This window comes from Roseovarius sp. MBR-51 (assembly GCF_053628575.1).
Genome location: NZ_JBRJGQ010000007.1, coordinates 272,218 through 293,930, shown reverse-complemented (window position 1 = coordinate 293,930; position 21,713 = coordinate 272,218). Strand labels below are relative to the sequence as shown.

The 21,713-nt window shown below is 62.7% G+C and carries 17 protein-coding genes; 8 read left to right on the top strand and 9 right to left on the bottom strand.

Features of this window, described 5'->3' with window-relative positions; genetic code table 11:
* Positions 1-33: 33 nt before the first annotated feature.
* The gene (locus ACSSVY_RS12675; protein WP_454269939.1) at positions 34-984 is read left to right on the top strand and encodes a GlxA family transcriptional regulator; all 951 of its coding nucleotides are present in this window, start codon (positions 34-36) and stop codon (positions 982-984) included.
* A gap of 39 nt (positions 985-1,023) precedes the next feature.
* Positions 1,024-2,412, top strand: coding sequence for a bifunctional enoyl-CoA hydratase/phosphate acetyltransferase (locus ACSSVY_RS12670; RefSeq protein ID WP_454269938.1), 1,389 nt, complete (start codon positions 1,024-1,026; stop codon positions 2,410-2,412).
* A gap of 5 nt (positions 2,413-2,417) precedes the next feature.
* On the opposite strand, the gene ACSSVY_RS12665 is transcribed toward ACSSVY_RS12670, so the two are convergent.
* From ACSSVY_RS12665 to ACSSVY_RS12645, 5 genes are all read right to left on the bottom strand, one after another.
* On the bottom strand, positions 2,418-4,382 hold the full coding sequence (locus tag ACSSVY_RS12665) for a sensor histidine kinase (RefSeq protein ID WP_454269963.1): 1,965 nt from the start codon (positions 4,380-4,382) through the stop codon (positions 2,418-2,420).
* Positions 4,383-4,462: 80 nt separating this feature from the next.
* A complete protein-coding gene (locus tag ACSSVY_RS12660) occupies positions 4,463-5,479 on the bottom strand; it encodes a Fe(3+) ABC transporter substrate-binding protein (protein WP_454269936.1) in 1,017 nt (338 codons plus the stop codon).
* Between the two features lie 87 nt (positions 5,480-5,566).
* The gene (locus tag ACSSVY_RS12655; protein ID WP_454269961.1) at positions 5,567-6,376 is read right to left on the bottom strand and encodes a metal ABC transporter permease; all 810 of its coding nucleotides are present in this window, start codon (positions 6,374-6,376) and stop codon (positions 5,567-5,569) included.
* On the bottom strand, positions 6,376-7,131 hold the full coding sequence (locus ACSSVY_RS12650; protein ID WP_454269935.1) for a metal ABC transporter ATP-binding protein: 756 nt from the start codon (positions 7,129-7,131) through the stop codon (positions 6,376-6,378). The genes ACSSVY_RS12655 and ACSSVY_RS12650 overlap by 1 nt, the downstream gene beginning before the upstream one ends.
* Positions 7,122-7,610 carry a Fur family transcriptional regulator gene (locus ACSSVY_RS12645; RefSeq protein WP_009819413.1) on the bottom strand — a complete coding sequence of 163 codons (489 nt, stop codon included), beginning with the start codon at positions 7,608-7,610 and terminating at the stop codon, positions 7,122-7,124. The genes ACSSVY_RS12650 and ACSSVY_RS12645 overlap by 10 nt, the downstream gene beginning before the upstream one ends.
* A gap of 107 nt (positions 7,611-7,717) precedes the next feature.
* On the opposite strand from ACSSVY_RS12645, the gene ACSSVY_RS12640 reads away from it, so the two are divergent.
* Positions 7,718-8,716, top strand: a complete 999-nt coding sequence (locus ACSSVY_RS12640) for a zinc ABC transporter substrate-binding protein (protein ID WP_454269934.1) — start codon at positions 7,718-7,720, stop codon at positions 8,714-8,716.
* A gap of 130 nt (positions 8,717-8,846) precedes the next feature.
* Positions 8,847-10,730 (top strand): acyl-CoA synthetase, encoded by a 1,884-nt coding sequence (locus ACSSVY_RS12635; RefSeq protein WP_454269932.1) that lies wholly within the window; start codon positions 8,847-8,849, stop codon positions 10,728-10,730.
* A 119-nt stretch (positions 10,731-10,849) separates the two neighbouring features.
* Here the strand turns inward: ACSSVY_RS12635 and ACSSVY_RS12630 are convergent, their stop codons facing one another.
* Positions 10,850-12,415 carry a 2-isopropylmalate synthase gene (locus tag ACSSVY_RS12630; protein WP_454269931.1) on the bottom strand — a complete coding sequence of 522 codons (1,566 nt, stop codon included), beginning with the start codon at positions 12,413-12,415 and terminating at the stop codon, positions 10,850-10,852.
* A gap of 262 nt (positions 12,416-12,677) precedes the next feature.
* Here ACSSVY_RS12630 and ACSSVY_RS12625 point away from each other — a divergent pair, with 262 nt between their 5' ends.
* Both ACSSVY_RS12625 and ACSSVY_RS12620 read left to right on the top strand, forming a co-directional pair.
* Complete coding sequence (locus ACSSVY_RS12625; RefSeq protein WP_454269929.1) at positions 12,678-13,343, top strand: SDR family NAD(P)-dependent oxidoreductase; 666 nt, start codon at positions 12,678-12,680, stop codon at positions 13,341-13,343.
* Positions 13,337-14,866, top strand: coding sequence for a cryptochrome/photolyase family protein (locus ACSSVY_RS12620; RefSeq protein ID WP_454269928.1), 1,530 nt, complete (start codon positions 13,337-13,339; stop codon positions 14,864-14,866). The genes ACSSVY_RS12625 and ACSSVY_RS12620 overlap by 7 nt, the downstream gene beginning before the upstream one ends.
* On the opposite strand, the gene ACSSVY_RS12615 is transcribed toward ACSSVY_RS12620, so the two are convergent.
* Complete coding sequence (locus ACSSVY_RS12615; RefSeq protein ID WP_454269927.1) at positions 14,867-16,279, bottom strand: MORN repeat-containing protein; 1,413 nt, start codon at positions 16,277-16,279, stop codon at positions 14,867-14,869.
* A 153-nt stretch (positions 16,280-16,432) separates the two neighbouring features.
* Here ACSSVY_RS12615 and ACSSVY_RS12610 point away from each other — a divergent pair, with 153 nt between their 5' ends.
* Positions 16,433-18,100: an NAD+ synthase gene (locus ACSSVY_RS12610; RefSeq protein ID WP_454269925.1), complete on the top strand. Its 1,668-nt coding sequence runs from the start codon at positions 16,433-16,435 to the stop codon at positions 18,098-18,100.
* Positions 18,101-18,112: 12 nt separating this feature from the next.
* On the opposite strand, the gene ACSSVY_RS12605 is transcribed toward ACSSVY_RS12610, so the two are convergent.
* Positions 18,113-20,257: an ATP-binding protein gene (locus ACSSVY_RS12605; protein ID WP_454269924.1), complete on the bottom strand. Its 2,145-nt coding sequence runs from the start codon at positions 20,255-20,257 to the stop codon at positions 18,113-18,115.
* Between the two features lie 5 nt (positions 20,258-20,262).
* Entirely contained in the window at positions 20,263-20,658 is a 396-nt protein-coding gene (locus ACSSVY_RS12600; RefSeq protein ID WP_454269923.1) for a hypothetical protein, read from the bottom strand.
* 182 nt (positions 20,659-20,840) lie between these two features.
* Between ACSSVY_RS12600 and ACSSVY_RS12595 the strand changes: the two genes are divergently transcribed.
* Complete coding sequence (locus tag ACSSVY_RS12595; RefSeq protein ID WP_454269921.1) at positions 20,841-21,644, top strand: alpha/beta hydrolase family esterase; 804 nt, start codon at positions 20,841-20,843, stop codon at positions 21,642-21,644.
* Positions 21,645-21,713: the final 69 nt, after the last annotated feature.

Here is a 21,713-nt window from a genome sequence, read left to right as displayed (position 1 = left end):
CATAGAGAACCAGTCACAGCCGATGGGCCCGCCATGTCTGACACGCAGCATTTCGCCTTTGTTCTGGTCGAGGAATTCTCGCATCTGGCGTTTTCCTGCGCGGTGGAGCCGTTGCGCATCGCCAACCTGATCAGTGGCAAGCCGCTCTATCGCTGGTCCTTTCTGTCCGAAGATGGTGCGCAGGCAACCTGTTCAAACGGGTCTGTGACGCTTGTGCATCAGGGGTTCGAAAGCGTGCCGCCCTGTGATCTTCTGTTCGTGCTGTCGGGGATCAACATGCGGGCGCATGGCACGCGTCCGTTGCAGACCCTGCTGCGGCGCGCACATCGGCATGGCACGCCGATTGGGGCGCTCTGTTCAGGGGCGTGGATTCTGGCGGAGGCTGGGTTTCTGAATGGCATGAAGACCGCGATCCACTGGGATTATCACGCTGCCTTTATGGAGCGGTTTCCCGAGGTCAATCTGGTGCGCAACGTCTTTGTCGCGGATGAGCGGCACATGACCGCTTCGGGGGGGACAGCGACGGCGGATCTGATGCTGCACCTCATTGAGCGCGATCACGGCTATGATCTGTCCGTCGCGGTGGCCGATCAGATGGTCTATGCCTCTGTCCGCGAGGCAAGCGTGGCGCAGCGCATCTCATTGCAATCGCGCAACGGCATCCGCAATGCCCATCTGAGCAAGGCGATTGCCCGGATGCGTGAGACGGTCGAAGACCCGCTCAGCCCGGCGGAAATCGCGTCGGAGCTTTGCATTTCCACCCGGCAGTTGGAGCGACTGTTTGGTAAATGTCTGAATACCTCCCCCAAGAAATTCTTTATGGATCTGCGTCTGGACCGGGCGCGGCATCTGTTGATTCAGTCCGAAGCCTCGGTTGTGGAAATCGCCATTGCCTGCGGATTCGAGAGCCCCGGCCATTTTTCGCGGGTTTACAAATCCGCTTATGGTGTCACTCCTATGCAGCAACGCGGGCGTTTGAGTTGACGGGATGCGCCCGGCCCGGTGAACAGGACGGCGCAGGCCATGAAGATCGAGAACCGCATCTTTGACGAGTTGCAGATCGGCGAGAGCCAGAGCCTTCGGCGGCTCTGCACGCAGGATGATCTGCTGGTGTTTGCCAATGTCTCGGGCAATCACAACCCGATGCATCTCTATGATCTCGACGGGGATGGCGACGGTCAGCCAGAGGCGTTCGTGCCGGGGATGTTTCTGGGGGCGCTGGTGTCTGCTGTGCTGGGAAATCTCTTGCCGGGGGCGGGGACGCTCTACCGCGCGCAGAGTCTTGTGTTCCATAATCATGCCCATGCTGGGGATGAATTGGAGAGTCGGGTCACGGTGACGGACAAATCCGAGAAAGATTTTACCGTCACCCTGGCGACCGAGGTGCGACGGTTACGGGACGACGCGCTCATCGTGTCTGGCGTGGCGGTGGTCGAGGCGCCGCGCCGCAAACTGAACTATTCGAGCCACGATTTGCCGGGATTGATTGTGCAGCGGCATCGGCATTTCGAGAAACTGCTCAAGCGGGCAGAGCCATTGGCAGCGCTGGTCACGGCGGTCGTCTGTCCCGAAGAGCCGAATTCCCTGGGCGGCGCGCTCTTGGCGCGGGCGCATACATTGATCGAGCCGATCCTGATTGGCGATCCGGGACGCATTGCAGCGGCGGCGGTGACACTGGGCGCTGATCTGACGGGACTCGAGATCATCGCGGAAGCGGACCCCGAAGCCGCCGCGCGGCGCGCCGTGGCGCTGGTGCATGAGGGGCGGGCCGGGGCGTTGATGAAGGGGCATCTGCATACCGATCAACTGTTGCGCGCCGTGCTGGACAAGGCGCTTGGCCTGCGCGCCGGGCGGCGGTTGACCCATATCTTTGTGATGGATGTGCCGGGGCTGGCGCATCTCTTGATGGTCACGGATGCGGCGATCAACATCGCACCCGACCTGCGCACCAAGGTCGATATCGTGCAGAACGCGATTGATCTTGCCCTCAGCCTCGGGATTGAATTGCCCAAGGTCGGCGTGCTCTCGGCGGTCGAGACGGTCAATCCCGATATGCCGTCGTCGATGGATGCCGCGCTCTTGTCCAAGATGGCGGAGCGCGGGCAGATCACTGGCGGGTTGGTGGATGGTCCGCTGGCGATGGACAACGCGGTCGATATTGCGGCAGCGCGCATCAAGGGGATTTCTTCGGCTGTGGCGGGGCGCGCGGATATTCTGGTCGTGCCCAATCTCGATGCGGGCAATATGCTGGCCAAGCAATTGACCTATCTTGCTCATGCCGAGGCGGCGGGTCTGGTGCTGGGCGCGCGGGTGCCGATCATTCTCAATTCGCGGGCGGATGATGATATGGCGCGGCTGGCCTCCTGCGCCGTGGCTGCGCTTTATCAGGCGAGAGGCATGGGGCAGGGCTAAGGCCCTCAGCCCACCTGTGCAGGCAACCAGACGGTGAATTCCGCGCCGCCCTCGGGACGGTTGCGGGCTGTGATGAGCCCGCCCGCCTGTCGGATCAGGGTCTGGCTGACCGAGAGGCCAAGCCCCGTGCCCTCGCCCTGTTTGGTGGTGAAAAATGGATCGAACACCAGCGCCAGCTTGTCCTCGGGGATGCCGGGCCCGCTGTCGGCCACGATCAGCGCGGCGCCCGGATGCCCCTCGCGAGACTCGGCGTGTGTTGTCACTTCTAGCCATCCCCCCGTCTTCATGGCCTGAGCCGCATTGGTCACGAGGTTGATGATCACCTGCTGCAATTCGCCCGGATTGATCCGAACCAGCGGCGTGTCGGGCTGCGCGTCGATCACCACCCTGACGCCAGCCTTGGCGACAACGTGATCGACCAGCACAAGGCAATCGCGCAGGACCGAGGCAATCTCGACATCTTCCTCGAAGGTGCCGAATTCGCCGGGGCGCGCAAATTGCAAGAGCTTGCCGACGATCGCGCTGATCCGCCCGACTTGCCGGTCGATGAGGTCAAGTTCGGTTGTGACTGGCGCGGCGTCCGCGCCAAGTGTCTGGCGGATCACATCGAGATTGCCTTGAATGACTGCTGCGGGGTTGTTGATCTCATGCGCGACGCCTGCCGTGATTTCGCCGATGGAGGCGAGCTTTTCGGACATCACCAATTGCTGATACGTGATCTCGAGCTTGGCATTGGCCTCGCGCAACTCGGCTGTGCGCGCCTCGACACGGGCATTGAGCGCGTCGTTCCAAGCGCGCAGGGCGCGGTCGCGTTCCTGCACCTGATCAAGCAGGCTGTCGAGATGGGCGGCCACGGTGCCAATTTCATCACGCGCGGCGACGGGACCGATACGGGCGTCGAGATGCCCGGCCTCGACCCGTTCCATGGTCCGCGTCATCCGTTCGAGCGGCGCAAAGATGGTGCGCGCGAGACGCAGAAAGAGGGGGGCGCTGACGGCGAGAACGATCAGAAAGGCCGCGAGAACCAGCAGGTAGGCATTGCGCTTGGCCGCATCAAAGGGTGCCTGAAGAAAGCCGACGTAAAGCATACCGACCCGGTCCCCAAAGCTGTCGATGAGGGGCTGGTAGGCCGAGATATACCAGTCATTGACCACAAAGGCGCTGTCGAGCCAGGTCTGCCCTTTGTCCAGAACCGTGCCCCGGACCGCGGCTGACACCCGCGTTCCAAGCGCACGTTCATCCGCAAAGAGCCGTACATTGGTTGAGATGCGCACATCCTCTAGAAAGAGTGTCGCGGTGCCCTGCCGGTCGCCTGTTCGTCCCGTGTCGCGGTAGACCAGAGCATTGATGGTGTCGATGAAATCAAGGTTGCGATTCAGCAGAATCCCGCCCACCAGAATGCCCTCTCGCCCGCGCGTGCTGACCGGCGTGGCGGTGTGAACGACCATTCCACGATCCTCAACCTTGCGGTTGGTGGGGACGGCCGCGCGGGTCGAGACCAATGGCACCACGGCGCGGGTGGCGAGGCTTTGGCCGGTGTCGGGCAGGTTTTCCAGGTCGCGGGATGAAAAAATGTCAATCTCCGTGGCCGGGCGACCTTTGGCGGCCGTGTCGATCACCGGCCAGTCGACCCCGCGTCGCCGCGCCTCGGACAGGGGCAGGTAATAGAGGAAATCAAGTCCGAGACTGCGACGGTTCTTGTCGAGAAACGCCGACATGCCTGCCGGATCACCTTGCGCCACCGCGTCAAAGTTGAGCGAGCGCGCGAGACTGGTCACTTCGGTGCCCGTGGTGGTGAGGATGCGTTGCAGATACTGATTGGCGATGCGCAGATCGCTGGTGACATTGGTGATCAGCAGGCTGTCATAATTGGCGGACCAGCGATTGATCGCCACCAGCAAGAGGAGCGGCATCAGAACCACCAGCGGCAGAAGTGCCAAGATCAGCAATCGCAGCCGGACGGATGTCATATGCAAATCGGGCCCCTGTTCAGGAGCCCGACTTTAGGTCAATCATGCAGGTCGCGCAATCGCGCTTGGCCGCCGACGGATCAGTTCCAGCCGACCTGATTGAAGATCGCCTGAGCCGTGGCCGCGTGCTGTTTGAACGAGGCGGTCGGCGTCGTGCTGTCGGGTTTGAACTCGCCCATCTTGGCGACGAACGCATCGGGTGCCACCCCGGCCAGAACCGGATATTCATTGTTGCCCTTGGCGAACTGTGCCTGCGCGGTTTCGCTGGCGAGGAATTCCAGCAGCTTGAGCGCCTCCTCCTTGTTCGGGGCATGCGCGGCAATGCCAGCGGCGACGAGATTGACATGCGCACCGCGCCCGTCCTGATTTGGCCAGACCCAACCGATGTTGTCGATCCCGCTGCTCAGACCTTCGACGTCCGAGGCAAGCCCACGCGCGAAGTAATAGGTATTGGACACCGCGATATCGCATTCACCCGAGACTATGCCCCGCAGTTGATCCGTATCGCCACCCTGCGGTGCACGCGCCATATTGTCGACAAGGCCCTGGGCCCAAGCCGTGGCATCCTCTTCGCCATGCACTTCGACCATCGAGGCCATCAGTGACTGGTTGTAGATATTGGTGGACGAGCGGATGCAGATCAGGCCCTTGTATTTCGGATCAGCCAGATCCTCATAGGTCTGGGGCGGGCTGTCTACCCGGTCTTTGGCGTAAAAGATGATGCGCGAACGCTGCGAGAGCCCGGTCCAGAGGTTGTCAGGGTGACGCAGATGCGCGGGGACATTGGTTTCGATCAGGTCCGACGCGAAGGGTTGCAATAGGCCCTCTTCTTCGGCGCGGGCGATATTGCCCACATCGACGGTCATGAACACATCCGCCGGGCTGTTGGCCCCTTCCGCCTTCATGCGAGCGACCAGTTCGTTGGCTTCGGCTTCGATGCGGTTGATCGTGATGCCGGTTTCCTTGGTGAAGGCCTCGTAGAGCGCATTGTCCGAATCGTAATGCCGGCTGGAGTAGAGATTGACCTCCTGCGCCAGTGCTGGGGCGGTCAGGGCGAGGAGCGCAGTCACGCTCAGGGCGGCTTTGATCGGGTGCATCGAGAGTCCTTTCAAGGTATCCGAGTGATTTAATGGGGTATCTCTCGTATCTCTGACTAAAAGAGTCAATGGTAATTTCTGACAGTTTTAGTCGGATGCCTGCCCGCGCTGTCGCAAGCCGCTGCCGATCAGCGTGGTCGTGGCAAAGATCAGCGCCGCAACACAGACGATGGTCGGCCCGGTCGGCGTGTCGAAGTGGAACGACAGCCGCAATCCGCCCAGTGCCGAGGCGCTCGCGATGAGCGTGGCGATGACCGCCATACGCTCGGGCGTGATGGCGAGCGGTCGGGCGGCAGCGGCGGGGACGATCAGCATGGCGGCGATGAGCAGCACGCCCACCACCTTGATCGCCACTGCGACCACCACCGCCAGCGCCAAGGTCAGCACAAGCTGTTCGCGGCGCGGGTCGATGCCCGCGGACCACGCCAGATCAGGACTGAGCGTCGTGGTCAAGAGCGCCTGCCAGCGCCAGGCCAAGAGGCTGAGAACAAGGGCCGCACCGCCCCAGATCACCAGCAAATCGCCCCGGCTGACCGCCAGAATATCGCCAAAGAGATAGGCCATGAGATCAATTCGCACGCCTGAGAGAAAGGACACCGCGACAAGGCCAAAGGCCAGCGCCGAATGCGCCAGAACGCCCAGCATTGTGTCCATGGCAAAGCCGCGGCCCGACAGGGTTGAAACGGTGGTGGCCATGATCAGCGACATCGCCAGTGCACCGACAAAAACCGACATTGAAAACGCCAGCGCCATCGCCACCCCGAGGATGGCCGCATGGGCCGTGGCATCGCCGAAATAGGCCATGCGCCGCCAGACGACAAAGCTGCCCAAGGGGGCGGCGGCCAGCGCCACGCCAAGACCTGCGAGGGCGGCGCGGACCATGAAATCATCAAGCATCATTCGGCGGCCTCGTGGCTGTGAGGGTGATCATGGTCATGATCATGGTCGTGGGCGTGGTTGTGTTCATGCCGGTAGAGCGCCAGTGCGCCTTGGGTGCCAGTGCCAAAAATCGCCCTATATTCATCAGCTTGCGCGACGACCTCGGGGTGGCCTTCGCAGCAGATGTGACCATTGAGACAGATCACCCGGTCAGAGGCGCTCATGACCACATGGAGTTCGTGACTGACCATCAGCACGCCGCACCCAAACTCGCGCCGCACCTCTTCGATGCGGCGGTAAAAGGCGGCGGAGCCGGGTTGATCGAGGCCCTGCGTCGCCTCGTCGAGAATGAGCAGGTCGGGCTTTTCCAAGAGCGCGCGGGCGAGCAGAACGCGCTGAAATTGGCCCCCCGACAGATCTGCCATCTGCCGATCCCGCAGGTCAGGCAGCCCCGCCTGATCCAATGCGGCGCGCGTTTGGTCTGCGGTATGCCGCCTCGGCAGACCGAGAAAGCGCGTGACGGTCAGCGGCAGCGTCGGGTCGATATGCAGCTTTTGCGGCACATAGCCGATGCGCAGGCCGGGGCGGCGGATGATCTCGCCGCGCGCCGGTTTCTGCGCCCCGATGAGGGCGCGCAGGAGCGTGGATTTACCCGATCCATTGGGGCCAACGATGGTCACGATCTCGCCCCGGTCGAGGACGAGATTGATGTCGGACAGCACGGTTGTCCGGTTGAAAGATACGGTCAGCCCCCGGGTTTCGATCAGGCGCAATTCGCGGCCCCTTTGCAGCATTTCGGGCAGAGGCCCATCGCCTCGACCACGGCCTGTTCGATGACGAAACCCGTGTCGGCGGCGGCGCGTCCCAACATGCCCTTTGACGGTTCGGCATGCGCCTCGGCCACTGCGTCACATTGGCGGCAGATCAGGAAGGCCGGGGTGTGGTTCTGTCCGGGGTGGGTGCAGGCGATAAAGGCATTCAGCCGCTCGATCTTATGCGCAAAGCCATGTGTCACGAGAAAATCGAGGGCGCGGTAGACCACGGGAGGCTGAGAGCCCAAACCTTCGTCGCGCAGGATGTCGAGGATCTCATAGGCCCCCATCGCGCGGTGCTCGCTGAGCAGGATCTCCAGCACGCGGCGGCGGACGGGGGTGAATTGCAACTTGTGCTCTGCACAATGTGTCTCGACCGCCGCGATGGCATCGCGCACGCAGCCCTTGTGGTCATGCGCTTCGAATCCGATCGTGTCCATCTGGTCCTCCAACGGGTTCACCTTGGGATCATTTTGGGGTTGATATGTTATAGGGTTACATTTATCAAGTGATGTCGAATGTTATGATATCACATATGAGGATCACTATGCCGATGCGTTTTCTACTCTCCGTGAGTCTTGGGGTGTCACTGGCCGGGGTGGCCATGGCCGACGCACCAAAGGTGGCCACCGATATCACGCCTGTTCAGTCGCTGGTGGCACGGGTGATGCAGGGCGTGGGTGCGCCGGAGGTGATCGTGCGCCCCGGTGCCTCGCCGCATGGCTATGCGATGCGCCCGTCTGAGGCGGCGGCGCTGGAGCAGGCTGATTTGGTGTTCTGGATGGGTGAGGGGCTGACGCCTTGGCTTGAGGGATCCATCGAGGCGCTGGCCAGTGAGGCACATGTGGTGGCGTTACTGGGCGCGGCGGGCAGCCGGGTCTTGCCGTTCCGCGAGGGGGTAGAATTTGCGGCGCACGAGCCCGGCGAAGACCACGGCGAAGACCATGCAGAAGAAGAGGCGGGGCATGCGGATCATGCGGAGGCGCATGATCACGACCACGCTCACGACCATGACCATGACCATGAGGGGACAGACCCGCATGCCTGGCTTGCTCCGGAGAATGCGCGGGTCTGGATGCGGCTGATTGCCGAGGAACTGGCCGAGCATGACCCGGACAATGCCGCAGCCTATGCCGCGAATGCAGAGGCAGGGCAGGCTGAGCTAGAGGCGTTGAGCCAAGAGATCGCGGCGGAGCTGGCCCCGGTCCAAGACAAGCCCTTTTTGGTGTTTCACGATGCCTATCAGTATTTCGAGAACGCGTTTGACGTGACCGCGGCGGGGGCGATTGCGCTGGGCGATGCGGCAGCACCGGGACCGGCACGGGTTGCGGCGCTGCGCGACATGGCCGAGGCGCGTGGCGTTCTGTGTGTTTTCTCGGAGCCACAATTCGATCCCAAGCTGGTCGAGACCGTGTTTGGCGATGTCGCCACCCACGGCGTGCTTGACCCGATGGGAAGTCAGTTGGAGCCGGGTCCGGGCCTCTATCCGCAGATGCTTCGGGACATGGCCGGGGCGATGGCGACCTGCCTTGGCGGGGCAAGCTAGAGACGCCCTGCATCTGACGAATCCGTCAAAACGCAGCGTTAAACTTGCGCGCCTGTGAATTCCCGCACATTCTCCCCGAAAGGAACAACCCCGCGCCGGGAACGCGGGGGCAATCAGGGAGGACGGACCGATGGCGTTCAAGACGCGGCAGGATGCGCTTGATATTCAGAATGAGATGCCTTGGGCGGCGCGCGAGCGCCCTCACACCATCTATCAGATGTTGAACGAGGTTGCGGGCAAATTTCCGAACCGGCCCGCGATCAGCTATCAGTTGTTTTCCGGGGCCACAGACAAGGCGCAGACCCTGACATGGCAGCAGTTTCACGATCAGTGCTGCCAGGCCGCCAATCTCTTTCGCAGCCTCAAGGTGGGCGAAGGCGATGTGGTGGCTCTGGTGCTGCCCAATTGTCTTGAAACGGCGGCGGCGACCATTGGCGGCATGATCGCGGGCATCGTCAACCCGATCAACCCGCTATTGGAGCCAGAGCAGATCAGCGCCATTCTCCGCGAGACCGGCGCCAAGGTGGTGGTCACGCTCAAGGCATTCCCCAAGACCGACATCGCGCAAAAGACCGCTGAGGCGGTGCGCCATGCGCCGAATGTCCATACGGTGCTGGAGATTGATCTCAACCGCTATCTCAGCCCGCCCAAATGCTGGATTGTGCCGCTGGTGCGCCCCAAAAACCCGGTGCAGCATCATGCCGATTGCATGGATTTCAACAAGGCCAGCGCGCGGCAGCCCAAGACCCTGAGTTTTGCCGATAGCGCGGGCGACCGCGTGGCGGCCTATTTCCACACCGGCGGCACCACCGGCATGCCCAAGGTGGCGCAGCACAAGTATTCCGGCATGATCTACAATGGCTGGATCGGGCACACGCTGCTCTTCACCGAGCAGGACAATGTGATGTGCCCGCTGCCGCTGTTCCATGTGTTTGCCTGTCATGTGATCTTGATGGCGATGATCAAATCTGGGGCGCATGTGGTGTTTCCGACGCCTGCGGGCTATCGCGGTGAGGGGGTGTTCGACAATTTCTGGAAGCTCTGCGAGCGCTGGAAGATCAGTTTCATCATAACGGTTCCGACCGCTGTTTCCGCGCTCATGCAGCGAAAGGTGGATGCGGATGTCTCAAGCGTCAAGAACGCCTTTTCGGGATCGGCGCCGATGCCGATGGAATTGTTCACCCGGTTCGAGTCGGCGACCGGCATTGCGGTGATCGAGGGCTATGGTCTGACCGAGGCGACATGCCTTGTCTCCGCCAACCCGCCCGATGGCGAAAAGAAGGTGGGATCGGTGGGCGTGCCCTTTCCCTATACCGATGTGCGGATCATCAAGGGCACGGCGGATGGGCCGATGGATTGCGCGGTGGATGAGGTGGGCGAGATCTGCATCTCGAATCCCGGTGTCTTTTCAGGTGGCACCTATACCGAGGCGGCCAAGAACAAGGATCTCTATTATCATGGCGATTATCTGCGCACCGGCGATCTGGGGCGGATTGATCCGGATGGCTATCTGTGGATCACGGGCCGCGCCAAGGATCTGATCATCCGGGGCGGCCATAATATCGACCCCGCCGAGATCGAAGAGGCGCTGATGGTGCACAAGGCCGTGGCGATGGCCGGGGCCATCGGGCAGCCGGATGCACATGCCGGTGAAATCCCCTGCGCCTATGTGGAACTGGTGGCCGGGGCCACGGTGACGGGCGAGGAACTGCTCGAGCATTGCAAGCTGCATGTGCATGAGCGCGCGGCGGTGCCCAAGCATGTCGAGGTCTTGCCGGAACTGCCGAAAACAGCGGTGGGCAAGGTGTTCAAGCCCGACCTGCGCAAACTGGCGATTACGCGGATTTACAACGCGGCATTGGCCGATGCCGGGGTTGCCGCGCGGGTGACGTCGGTGGTCGATGACAAGAAACGCGGGCTGGTGGCCAAGGTATCGGGCTCGGCCAGTGCCGAGGGCGAGGCCGTGGGGCATGTGCTGGGCCAATTCGTGCGGCCTTGGGATTGGGCGGAGTAGGGGGCGCTTGAGCCACCCGCGCGGCGCGGTCAACGAAAGTCGCATAACACCAGAGCAACGACAAAAAAGCCCGGATGATCCTCTCATCCGGGCTTTCCGCTTTCTCGCTCAGACCTGCCTTATGACACGTCCTTGTAGCTGACCTCGCGGGCGTCGCTGCCGGTTTTTTCCCGGCGCACGAGCAGGCGGTTGAGGGCGTGGACATAGGCCTTGGCTGAGGCCACGACCGTATCGGTATCGGCCGATTGTCCCATCACGATGCGCCCCGCCTCTTCCATCCGCACGGACACGGTCGCCTGTGCGTCTGTGCCTTCGGTCACGGCATGGACCTGATAGAGCTGCAACCGCGCCTCATGCGGAAAGAGCGCCTTGACCGCGTTGAACGTGGCATCGACGGGGCCATCCCCTGTGGCCTCGGTCGAGACTTCGCGCCCGTCGATTTCCATCGTGAGCGTCGCCTGTTGCGGGCCTTCGGTGCCGCAGATCACGCGCAAGTGTTTGATCTGCAAGCGGTTGTTCTCGGAATCCATACCGGCGTTGACGAGGGCCACGAGATCATCGTCGTAGATTTCCTTTTTGCGGTCGGCGAGTTCCTTGAACCGGACGAACACATCGTTGAGCTGATTATCAGCCAATTCATAGCCCAAATCCTTGAGCTTGGAGCGCAGCGCGGCACGGCCCGAATGCTTGCCCATGACGATATTTGTCTCGGTCAGACCCACATCCTCGGGGCGCATGATCTCGAAGGTTTCGGCGTTCTTGAGCATGCCGTCCTGATGGATGCCGGATTCATGCGCAAAGGCGTTCTTGCCGACGATGGCCTTGTTGAACTGCACCGGAAAGCCCGACACAGCGGCAACGCGGCGCGAGATGTTTATCAGCTTGCGGGTGTCGACGCCGGTCTCGTAAGGCATGATGTCGCCGCGCACCTTGAGGGCCATCACCACCTCTTCGAGGGCGGTGTTGCCGGCGCGTTCGCCAAGGCCGTTGATGGTGCATTCGATCTGCCGCGCGCCGCCTGCAACGGCGGCGAGGGCGTTGGCCGTGGCCATGCCCAAATCGTTGTGGCAATGGGTGGCAAAGATCACCTCATCCGCCCCCGGCACGGTTTCGATCAGGCGGCGGATGAGCGACGCGGATTCCTCTGGCGCGGTATAGCCCACGGTATCGGGGATATTGATCGTGGTCGCCCCCGCCTTGATTGCAATCTCGACCGTGCGGCAGAGATAATCCCATTCGGTGCGGGTGGCATCCATCGGCGACCATTGCACATTGTCGCAGAGATTGCGGGCATGTGTCACCGTCTCGTGAATACGCTCGGCCATCTGGTCGCGGTCGAGATTGGGGATCGCGCGGTGCAGCGGCGAGGTGCCGATAAAGGTATGGATGCGGGGCTGTGCTGCGTGTTTCACCGCCTCCCAGCAGCGGTCGATGTCTTTCAGATTGGCACGGGCGAGGCCGCAGATCACGGCGTTCCTCGAGTTTTTCGCAATCTCGCTGACCGCGTTGAAATCGCCCTCGGAGGCGATGGGAAATCCGGCTTCGATGATATCGACGCCCATATCATCGAGCAGCCCGGCGATTTCGAGCTTTTCGGCATGGGTCATGGTCGCGCCGGGGCTTTGCTCGCCGTCGCGCAAGGTGGTGTCAAAGATGACGACGCGATCTTTAGAGGTGTTGGTCATGTTGGTCTCTTTCAAAAAATCCTAAGCCTGCGGCGCGAAACGGCACATCCTCTGAGCGGTCGCGCCAAGACGGCACGCTCAGAGGCGGCTTAGGCCTAGCAGGACAGCACGTGCGGCACGCCGAGGGGCGTGGGGCAAGGGCGTGATATGATCCTGCATCAACATGGGCGAAACTATACGGGCGCTCTGCGGCGATGAAAACCCCGAAATTGCGTCGGCAGTTTGGGGTTGAAGCAGCACGAGCTTCGGCTAGGTCTGCGCCATGGAAAACGCATTGATCATCGGCGCGTCGGGCGGCATCGGGCAGGCTGTGAGCGCCGCCCTTGAGGCAAGGGGCGTGTCGGTCACGGGCCTGTCGCGGAGGGACGATGGATTCGACGTGACCGATGAGGCCTCGGTCGCATCGGCGCTTGGGGCGCTCACAGGGCCGTTTGACCTGATCCTTGTGGCGACGGGGGCGTTGGAAATCGGCGATGCCGCGCCGGAAAAGGCGCTGCGGCAGGTGACCGCGCAGGCGATGCTCGATCAATTTGCGCTCAATTGCGTCGGGCCGTCCTTGGTGCTCAAGCACAGTGTCCGGCTCTTGCCGCGCGAGGGGCGGGCGGTCTTTGCGGCGCTCTCGGCGCGGGTGGGCTCGATTGGCGACAACAGTTTTGGAGGCTGGTATTCCTATCGTACGTCCAAGGCCGCGCTCAACCAGATGATCCACACCGGCGCGATTGAACTGGGGCGCAGCCACCGCGCGGCGATTTGCGTGGCGCTGCATCCCGGCACGGTCGAGACCGACTTTACCCGCAAATATCTGGGTCGGCACCCGGCGGTGCCCGCGCCAGAGGCGGCGGAAAACCTGCTAAGTGTGATCGAAGGGCTGCGGCCCGAGGAGAGTGGCGGGTTCTTTGATTGGCAGGGGAAACCCGTGCCATGGTAGCGCGGCTGGTGCTGGTGCTGGGGGATCAACTCAGCCTTGATCTGTCGGCGCTGTGCGCGGCGGACAAGGCACGCGACGTGGTGGTCCTGGCCGAGGTGATGGACGAGGGCCGCTATGTACCCCACCATCCCAAGAAGATCGCGCTGATCCTGTCGGCGATGCGGCATTTTGCCGATGAGTTGCGGGCCGAGGGCTGGCAGGTGGCCTATACGCGGCTGGATGATCCCGAGGCCACGCCGTCGATTGTCGGCGAATTGATCCGACGGGCCGAGGAATTCGGTGCAGGCGAGGTGATCGCCACGCAGCCCGGAGAATGGCGGTTGATTGCGGCGCTGAATGAGGCCCCCTTGACCGTTCGGCAACTGCCCGATGACCGGTTCATTTGTACGCTGGAAGAGTTCGACCGCTGGGCCGAGGGGCGCAAAGAGCTTCGGATGGAGTATTTTTACCGCGAGATGCGGCGCAAGACCGGGTTCCTGATGGAGGGCGACCAACCGGCGGGGGGCAAGTGGAATTTTGACCATGACAACCGAAAGCGCGCGCAAGTGGACCTGCTGCGCGCAAGGCCGCTGCGGTTTGAGCCGGATGCGATCACGGCGGAGGTGCTGGATCTGGTCGAGGCGCGGTTTGGTGGGCATTTCGGCACCCTACGCCCCTTCTGGTTTGGCGTGACACGGGCCGAGGCCGCCCAAGCGTTTGACCATTTCGCGCGGCACCTGCTGCCGGGGTTTGGCGACACGCAGGATGCCATGCTGGAAGGGGATGCGTTTCTGCATCATTCGGTGATTTCGATCTACATGAACATCGGCCTGCTCAATCCTGTCGATATCTGCACCCGAGTTGTTGAGGAATGGCACGCAGGCCGGGTGCCGATCAATGCCGCCGAAGGGTATATCCGGCAGGTGATCGGCTGGCGGGAATACATGCGCGGCCTCTATTTCCGCGAGGGGCCGGACTATGTGACGCGCAACGCGCTGGGCCACAAGCGCGCTCTGCCAGGGATGTATTGGGGGGGCGAGACGCGGATGAACTGCGTCTCGCAAGCTGTTGGGGTGACGGCAAAAGAGGCCTATGCGCATCATATCCAGCGGTTGATGGTAACGGGCAATTTCGCGCTTCTGGCCGGGATTGATCCAGGACAGGTGCATGAGTGGTATCTCGCGGTCTATGCCGATGCGTTTGAATGGGTCGAGGCCCCGAATGTGATCGGCATGAGCCAGTTTGCCGATGGCGGCATCATCGCCAGCAAACCCTATGTGAGTTCGGGCAATTACATTGACAAGATGTCGGATTACTGTCGGTCCTGTGCCTATTCGGTCAAGGACAAGACGGGCGAGAATGCCTGTCCCTTTAACCTGCTCTATTGGGATTTCCTGATCCGGCATCGCGATAAGTTTGGCCGCAATCCGCGCATGGGGCCGGTTTACCGCACATGGGACAAGATGGAGGAGACACGGCGCGCGGCCGTTCTGGACGGGGCCGCGCGGGTGCTGGACGATCTGGACGCGGGCCGACCGGTCTGATCACTCGGTCTGGGTGGTGTTTTCGGACAGCGCGCCGTCGTCCCATGTGCCGCTGGCCTCTTGACCGCTGGCATAGCGCATGGTGCCTTCGCCCTGCCGTTTGCCGGCGCGGAACATGCCCTCATAGACATCGCCATTGGTGTAGGTGGCCACGCCGCGCCCCGAGATTTCACCGTCCTGCCATTCGCCCTCATAGACAAAGCCATCGGGCATGGTGATCTTGCCCTGCCCATGGCGCTGACCGTCGACGAACTCTCCGACATAGATCGTGCCATCGGGATAGCTCGCGGTGCCGGTGCCGTGGCGTTGACCGTCCTGCCACTCGCCCTCATAGCGATAGCCGTCGGGGTAGGTCATGACCCCTGTGCCATGGTTGCGGGCGTTCTGGAACTCGCCCTCATAGACAAGGCCATTGGGGTAGGTGGCACGCCCCGTGCCCTCGATCACGCCGCCGACCCATGATCCTTCGTAGGTTGAGCCATCCGGATACGTGATGCGCCCTTCGCCATTGGCGAGATCATCGCGGAACTGCCCCTCATAGACCGAGCCATCGGGATAGGTGACGCGCCCCTGACCCGAGATTTTGCCCGCGACCCATTCGCCCTCATAGAGATAGCCATCGGTGCCGGTGAATTTGCCCTGACCGTGGCGGCGGTCATCCTTAAAGGCACCCTCATAGAGATCGCCATTCTCATAGGTAACGCGGCCCGTACCCTCGCGCCGCCCGGCGACAAGATCGCCTTCATAGACATCGCCATTGGGCTGCGTGAGCTTGCCCCTGCCGTCAATCTCTCCGGCGCGCCATGTGCCCTCGTAGATCAGCCCGTCGGGCATGGTCAGCGTGCCAATCCCCTCGCGCGCGCCGCGCGCAACCGCGCCTTCGTAAACGGCGCCATCGGGATAGGTGATCTTGGCCATGCCTTCCTTGACGCCATTGACCCAATCGCCGTCATAGATATAGCCGCCCGGGCTCTGCATCCGGCCGCGTCCGTGGTGCATCGCATTGAGAAAACCGCCCTCGTAGCGCACGCCATTGGCGTAGATCGCAACACCTTGGCCGGTGATCTTGCCATCCTCCCACGCGCCCTCATAGGTGCCGCCGTCGGTGAACACGATCTTGCCGATGCCATTGGGTTTGCCACGCGCAAATTCGCCCTCATAGACCGAGCCATTGGGAAAGCGCGCGACACCCGTGCCGCGAATCTCACCCTCGACCCAGTCGCCGGTATACTCATAGCCATTGGGCAGGGTGTAGGTGCCGGTGCCATGCTGCAGCCCGTCCTTGAACGTGCCCTCATAGATGCCACCATCGTCATATTGCTTGGTCTGGACCTCGGCGTCCTGAGCGGCGGCCATGCTGGCGGCGCTGAGGGCGATGCTCAGAAGGATGGCTCTTGTGCGCGAAAAGTTCATATCTGCCCCGATGCCCGATCCCGCCCGATGATACGGCGGCTGCGCCAAATCTAGAGGACGGGGCAGGGGCTGACAACGGCTTTTGGCCAAATCGTCTTTCCCTCCGGCGGCGATCTGCTACATCAGGCGCGAGGATAAGCAGAGGGCACGGACATGGGTGACAGGTTTCGCCTGACATTGGCGCAGTTGAACCCGACGGTGGGGGATCTGGCAGGCAATGCGCGCATGGCGCGTGCGGCATGGGAAGAGGGACGCGCTGCGGGGGCCGATCTGGTGGCGTTGCCGGAAATGTTCATCACCGGCTACAACACGCAGGATCTGGTGCGAAAGCCCGCGTTTCATCAGGCTGCGATTGCAGCGATCGAGGCGCTGGCGTCCGACTGCGCCGAGGGTCCGGCGCTTGCGATTGGCGGACCGGCGCTGGACGGCGTTGGGCTCTTTAACGCTTATTACGTCTTGCAGGGCGGCGCGGTGCGCGCCCGCGTGCTCAAGCATCACCTGCCCAATGAGACCGTATTCGACGAGGTGCGGCTCTATGAGAGCGGGCCGGTGGCGGGGCCCTATACGGTGGCAGGCGTGCGGATCGGCAGCCCGATCTGTGAAGATGCCTGGCATGAGGATGTGGCCGAGACATTGGCCGAGACCGGGGCCGAAATCCTGCTCGTACCCAATGGATCACCGCATTACCGCAACAAGATGGACCGGCGCCAGAACATGATGGTGGCGCGAGTGATCGAGACCGGATTACCGCTCGTCTACCTCAATATGGTGGGGGGACAGGACGATCAGGTGTTCGATGGCGGCTCTTTCGTGCTCAACCCCGGTGGGGCGCTGGCGGTGCAACTGCCGGTGTTCCAGGAGGCGGTGGTGCATGTCGATCTGGAGCGGGGACGGGAAGGCTGGCGCGCGACCCCGGGCATTCTGGCGCATCTGCCGGATGATCTGGAGCAGGATTATACCGCGATGGTTCTGTCCTTGCGCGACTATCTGCGCAAATCCGGGTTCTCAAAGGTCTTGCTTGGCCTTTCGGGCGGGGTGGACAGCGCCATTGTGGCGACGATTGCCGTCGATGCGCTGGGGGCGCAGAATGTCCGCTGCGTGATGCTACCGTCAGAGTATACCTCGCCCGAGTCGCTGGAGGATGCCAAGGCTGTCGCGGAAAATTTGGGCTGCCGCTATGATTTCGTTCCGATTGATGCCGGACGCGCGGCAATCACGGAGACCTTGGCCCCGCTCTTTGACGGCACAGAACCGGACCTGACCGAGGAGAATATCCAGTCGCGACTGCGCGGGCTGTTGCTCATGGCGCTCAGCAACAAGTTCGGCGAGATGCTGCTGACCACGGGCAATAAATCCGAGGTGGCGGTCGGCTATGCCACCATTTATGGCGATATGGCGGGGGGGTATAACCCGATCAAGGATCTCTACAAGACGCGGCTGTTCGAGATTTGCCGCTGGCGGAATGCCCAGCATCGCGACTGGATGAGGGGTGGCGCGGGCGTGGTGATCCCCGCGCGGGTGATCGACAAACCGCCCAGTGCGGAATTGCGCGCCGATCAGAAGGATAGCGATTCGTTGCCCGACTATCCGGTGTTGGACGGCATTCTGGATATTCTGGTCGATCAGGACGGCTCGATTTCGGATTGTGTGGCGGCGGGCTATACCCTCGGCGATGCCAAGCGGGTCGAACATCTGCTCTGTATCAGCGAATACAAGCGGTTTCAGGCCGCCCCCGGCACGCGGCTGAGCCATCGGGCCTTTTGGCTCGATCGCCGCTATCCGATCGTCAATCGCTGGCGGGACGGGTCGGGAGAGGCCTGAGCGCGACTCGGGTTATTCGGCGGCGGGGCGATGTGCGGCGGGGCGCGGTATGAGATCGCCACTCTCACGCAGGCGGGCGATATAGGCAATAAGATCCGCCTTGCGCAGCGGTTTGCCGAGAAAGCCGTCCATGCCCGCAAGATGCGCCTCTTGCCGGTGTTGCTCCAGCACATTGGCGGTCACGGCCACCACATGCGCGGGTGGCAGATCCTGCGCCGCCTCTTGCGTGCGGATCAGGCCGGTCGCCTGATAGCCGTCCATGCCGGGCATCGAGACATCCATTAGCACCAGATCTGCGGGCTGCGCGCCGTAAAACGCGACCGCCTCGGCCCCGCTGGCGGCAAGACGGAGCTGCGCGCCGGAGCGGGCAAAATAGCGCTCGAGCAAGAGGCGGTTGGTGGCATTGTCGTCGACGCCAAGGATATGCAGCCCCTCGGCCCAGTCCGCAGCCCAGTTCTCGGCGCGGCGCGCGGGCGCAGGCTCGGACGGAAGTGCTGAGAGATGGCCGTTGAGGGCGGCGCGTGCAGCCTCGATCAAAAGGGCGTGGCGCAGCGGTTTGCGCAGCACGGAGCGGATGGCATCCGAGGGGGCAACGGCGCGGTCGGACAGCAGGATCTGTGGCGTTGCCTCGGTCAGATCATCGTCAGGCACCCGGTCATCGCGCAGGATGAGCGCGGGCTTGGGCGCAACGGCCATATCGGCGACGTTACCCCCGGCGATCACGCGGGCCCCCAGATGGGTGAGCGGGGCGGCGATCCCGGCGCGGCGGTCGGCGCAGGGATCCAGCAGCCAGATCACCGGCGCATCCGGACCGGGCTGCGCCAGAGGCGTGGCGCGCAGGCCCCGACCGCCGCTTTCTTGCGGGATCAGCGGCAGGGCGATGTCAAACCGCGTGCCCTCACCCTCGCGGGAATGGAGCGTCAGCGTGCCCCCCATCAGCGTCACCAACTGGCGACTGACCGCAAGGCCAAGGCCGGTGCCGCCAAAGCTGCGGGTGGCGGTGTTGTCCACCTGTTCAAAAGCGGTAAAGACCTTGTCCTGTTGATCCGCAGGAATGCCCACGCCGCTGTCATGGACGCGGATCACGATCTGGCCGGGGCCGCCTGCGCGGGCGCGCAGGGCGACATGCCCCTCAAGCGTGAATTTCACCGCATTGCCCGCGATATTCACGAGGATCTGGCGCAAACGCCCGGCATCGCCGAGCATGATTTCGGGCAGGTCGGGGGCGACATCGGAATAGAGCATCAGCCCCTTGCGCGCGGCCAGCGGGGCGAGAAGCTGCGTCACATCCTCGACAATCTCGCGCAGGCGGTAGGGCTCGGAAGCGAGCGTGAGCTTGCCCGCCTCGATCTTGGAGAAATCGAGAATGTCGTTGATGATGGTCAAAAGCGCATCGCCCGAGCGGACCATCGTGCTGACATAGCTGTCCTGTTCCGGGGTCAGATCGGTTTCCGAGAGCATGTCGGCCATGCCGATGATCCCGTTCATCGGCGTACGGATCTCATGGCTCATCTTGGCGAGGAAATCGGACTTCGCGTCATTGGCGATCACCGCCACCTCGCGCGCCTCTTCCAGCCGGGTGATGAGGCGGCGCAGCGGGCGGCCCACGATGACCCGAAACGAGAGCCAATTGGCGAGGGCGGCGATGAGGATGCCGCCCGCCAGCAGCAAGAGCAGGAAATCGCGCTGATAGCGTTTGACGGTGGCAATCTCGCGCTCGTCAAAGCGCGTGACAAGCTCTGTTATAGGCCAGGAAAATACCTCATAGGGCAGGGCCAGCGCGGTGTCGGCCCCCTGACAGCCCAGCCCCTCGGGCACAACGGCCAGCACGGAGCGATTGGCCGGGTCCACCAATTCGACACAGCGGATCGCGGGATCGCCCAGCAGCGTCTGCATGAGGTCGGTCACAAAGGGGCTGGCCCAATTGACCGCGCCATCGCTCTGATCGCTGAAGCGCTCCAGCGCGCCGCCCAGCCGTGACGTGGCATTGCCGATGCGCATGGCCATCGCCTCTTCGCTGCGCAAGAGGTTCTTTTCGCTGAGCCACAAGAGCCCGGAGGCGGCAAAGAGCAAAAAGGTCGGCACCATCACCGCCGTCAGTTTGAGATACAGTCCCAGCGTCGGCGTGCGCAGGGCCGCCCCATCCGTCATGGCCATCAGGGTCACTCCAGCCGAGTGGCGCGGCCTGCGTCCATCAGCGCCTTGAGCGGGGTGCGGTTGTCGATCTCGGTGCGGACCACGCCGTAGCGCCCGGCGTTTTGCGATATGTAGTAATCCACCGGCACCTCTTTGCCATCGGGACCGATGAGGGTGGCGCACATGACATAAACCTCGTCCATCTTGAGGATGATCTCGTGATTCTCGGTTGGGTAGAATTTGGTCAACTGCCCGGTGGTCAGGTCGAGATGCGGCAGCGCGCCATCCATCATCGACCGGCTCAGGCTGCGTTGCAGCGCAGCCTGAAGCTGCGTGCGCACCTCTGTCAAGGATTCCGCCTGCGCGCCGGCCCCAGAAAACAGGCAGAGCGCCAGCAGGGCGAAGAAGGCAAATCGTGTCATGGGGCGGCTCCGTGAGCGGGCAGGTTGGTATCCATCCAAGCGCATTGCCGTTACCAAAGGGTTGATCCGCACCGGGCACTCCGATCACAACCGCGTGATCAGGGGCCACGCGCCACGCGCTTGTGACTTGCCTCTGTCAGGGTTAGGCACAGGTTACGGCCAGTCGGTTTCAGGAGGGCGCGATGCGGGTTTTTGCAATTTTGCTGACATTTTCGGCACTTACGGGGCCCGCGCTGGCCTGCGGGCCGGATACCGATTGCATGCTGGGCGACCGGCATTACCGCATTGCCATGCCCGAGGGGCAGACGGGCGGCCCGGTAGGGGCTGTGGTCTTTGCCCATGGCTATCGCGGATCGGCGGCGGCGGTGATGCAGAACCAGAACCTGCGTCAGGTCGTGTCGGATATGGGGCTGGCGCTGATCGCGCTCAAATCTGCTGATGATGACTGGGTGATTCCCTACGCGCCGCGCCATATGGACAGCGACGGATCGGTGGAATTCCGCTATGTCGAGGCGGTGATCGAGGATGCCGCGCGGCGGTTTCCGATTGATACCAAGCGGTTGATGGCGGCGGGATTTTCCGCAGGCGGCATGATGGTCTGGAACCTCGCCTGCACCATGCCAGAGCGGTTCGCGGGCTTTGCCGCGATTTCCGGGACCTTCTGGATGAAACCGCCCGAGACCTGCGCCACGCCTGCGGCGAGCCTTGTGCATATTCACGGCACGACTGATCCGACGGTGCCCTTGGCCGGGCGGCCTATTCTGGAGACGCGCCAGGGCGATGTGGCCGACTCGTTGGACATGTATCAGGCGCTGGGCGGCTTCCGCCCGAATGGCGAGATGGAATTCGAGGATCTCGAGTGTCAGACCGGTCGCAATACCACGGGCGACGTGCTCGATTTCTGTCTGCATCCGGGCGGGCATTCGTTTCGCAGCAGCTATTTGCGCTTTGCATGGGACCGGCTACACGCGGCGGGGCAACTCTGAGGCAGAGGGCTTGCCTGACAGCCCCGTTCGCGGAATACTCGGCTGAATGGGTATTCAGTCGGGGGCTGC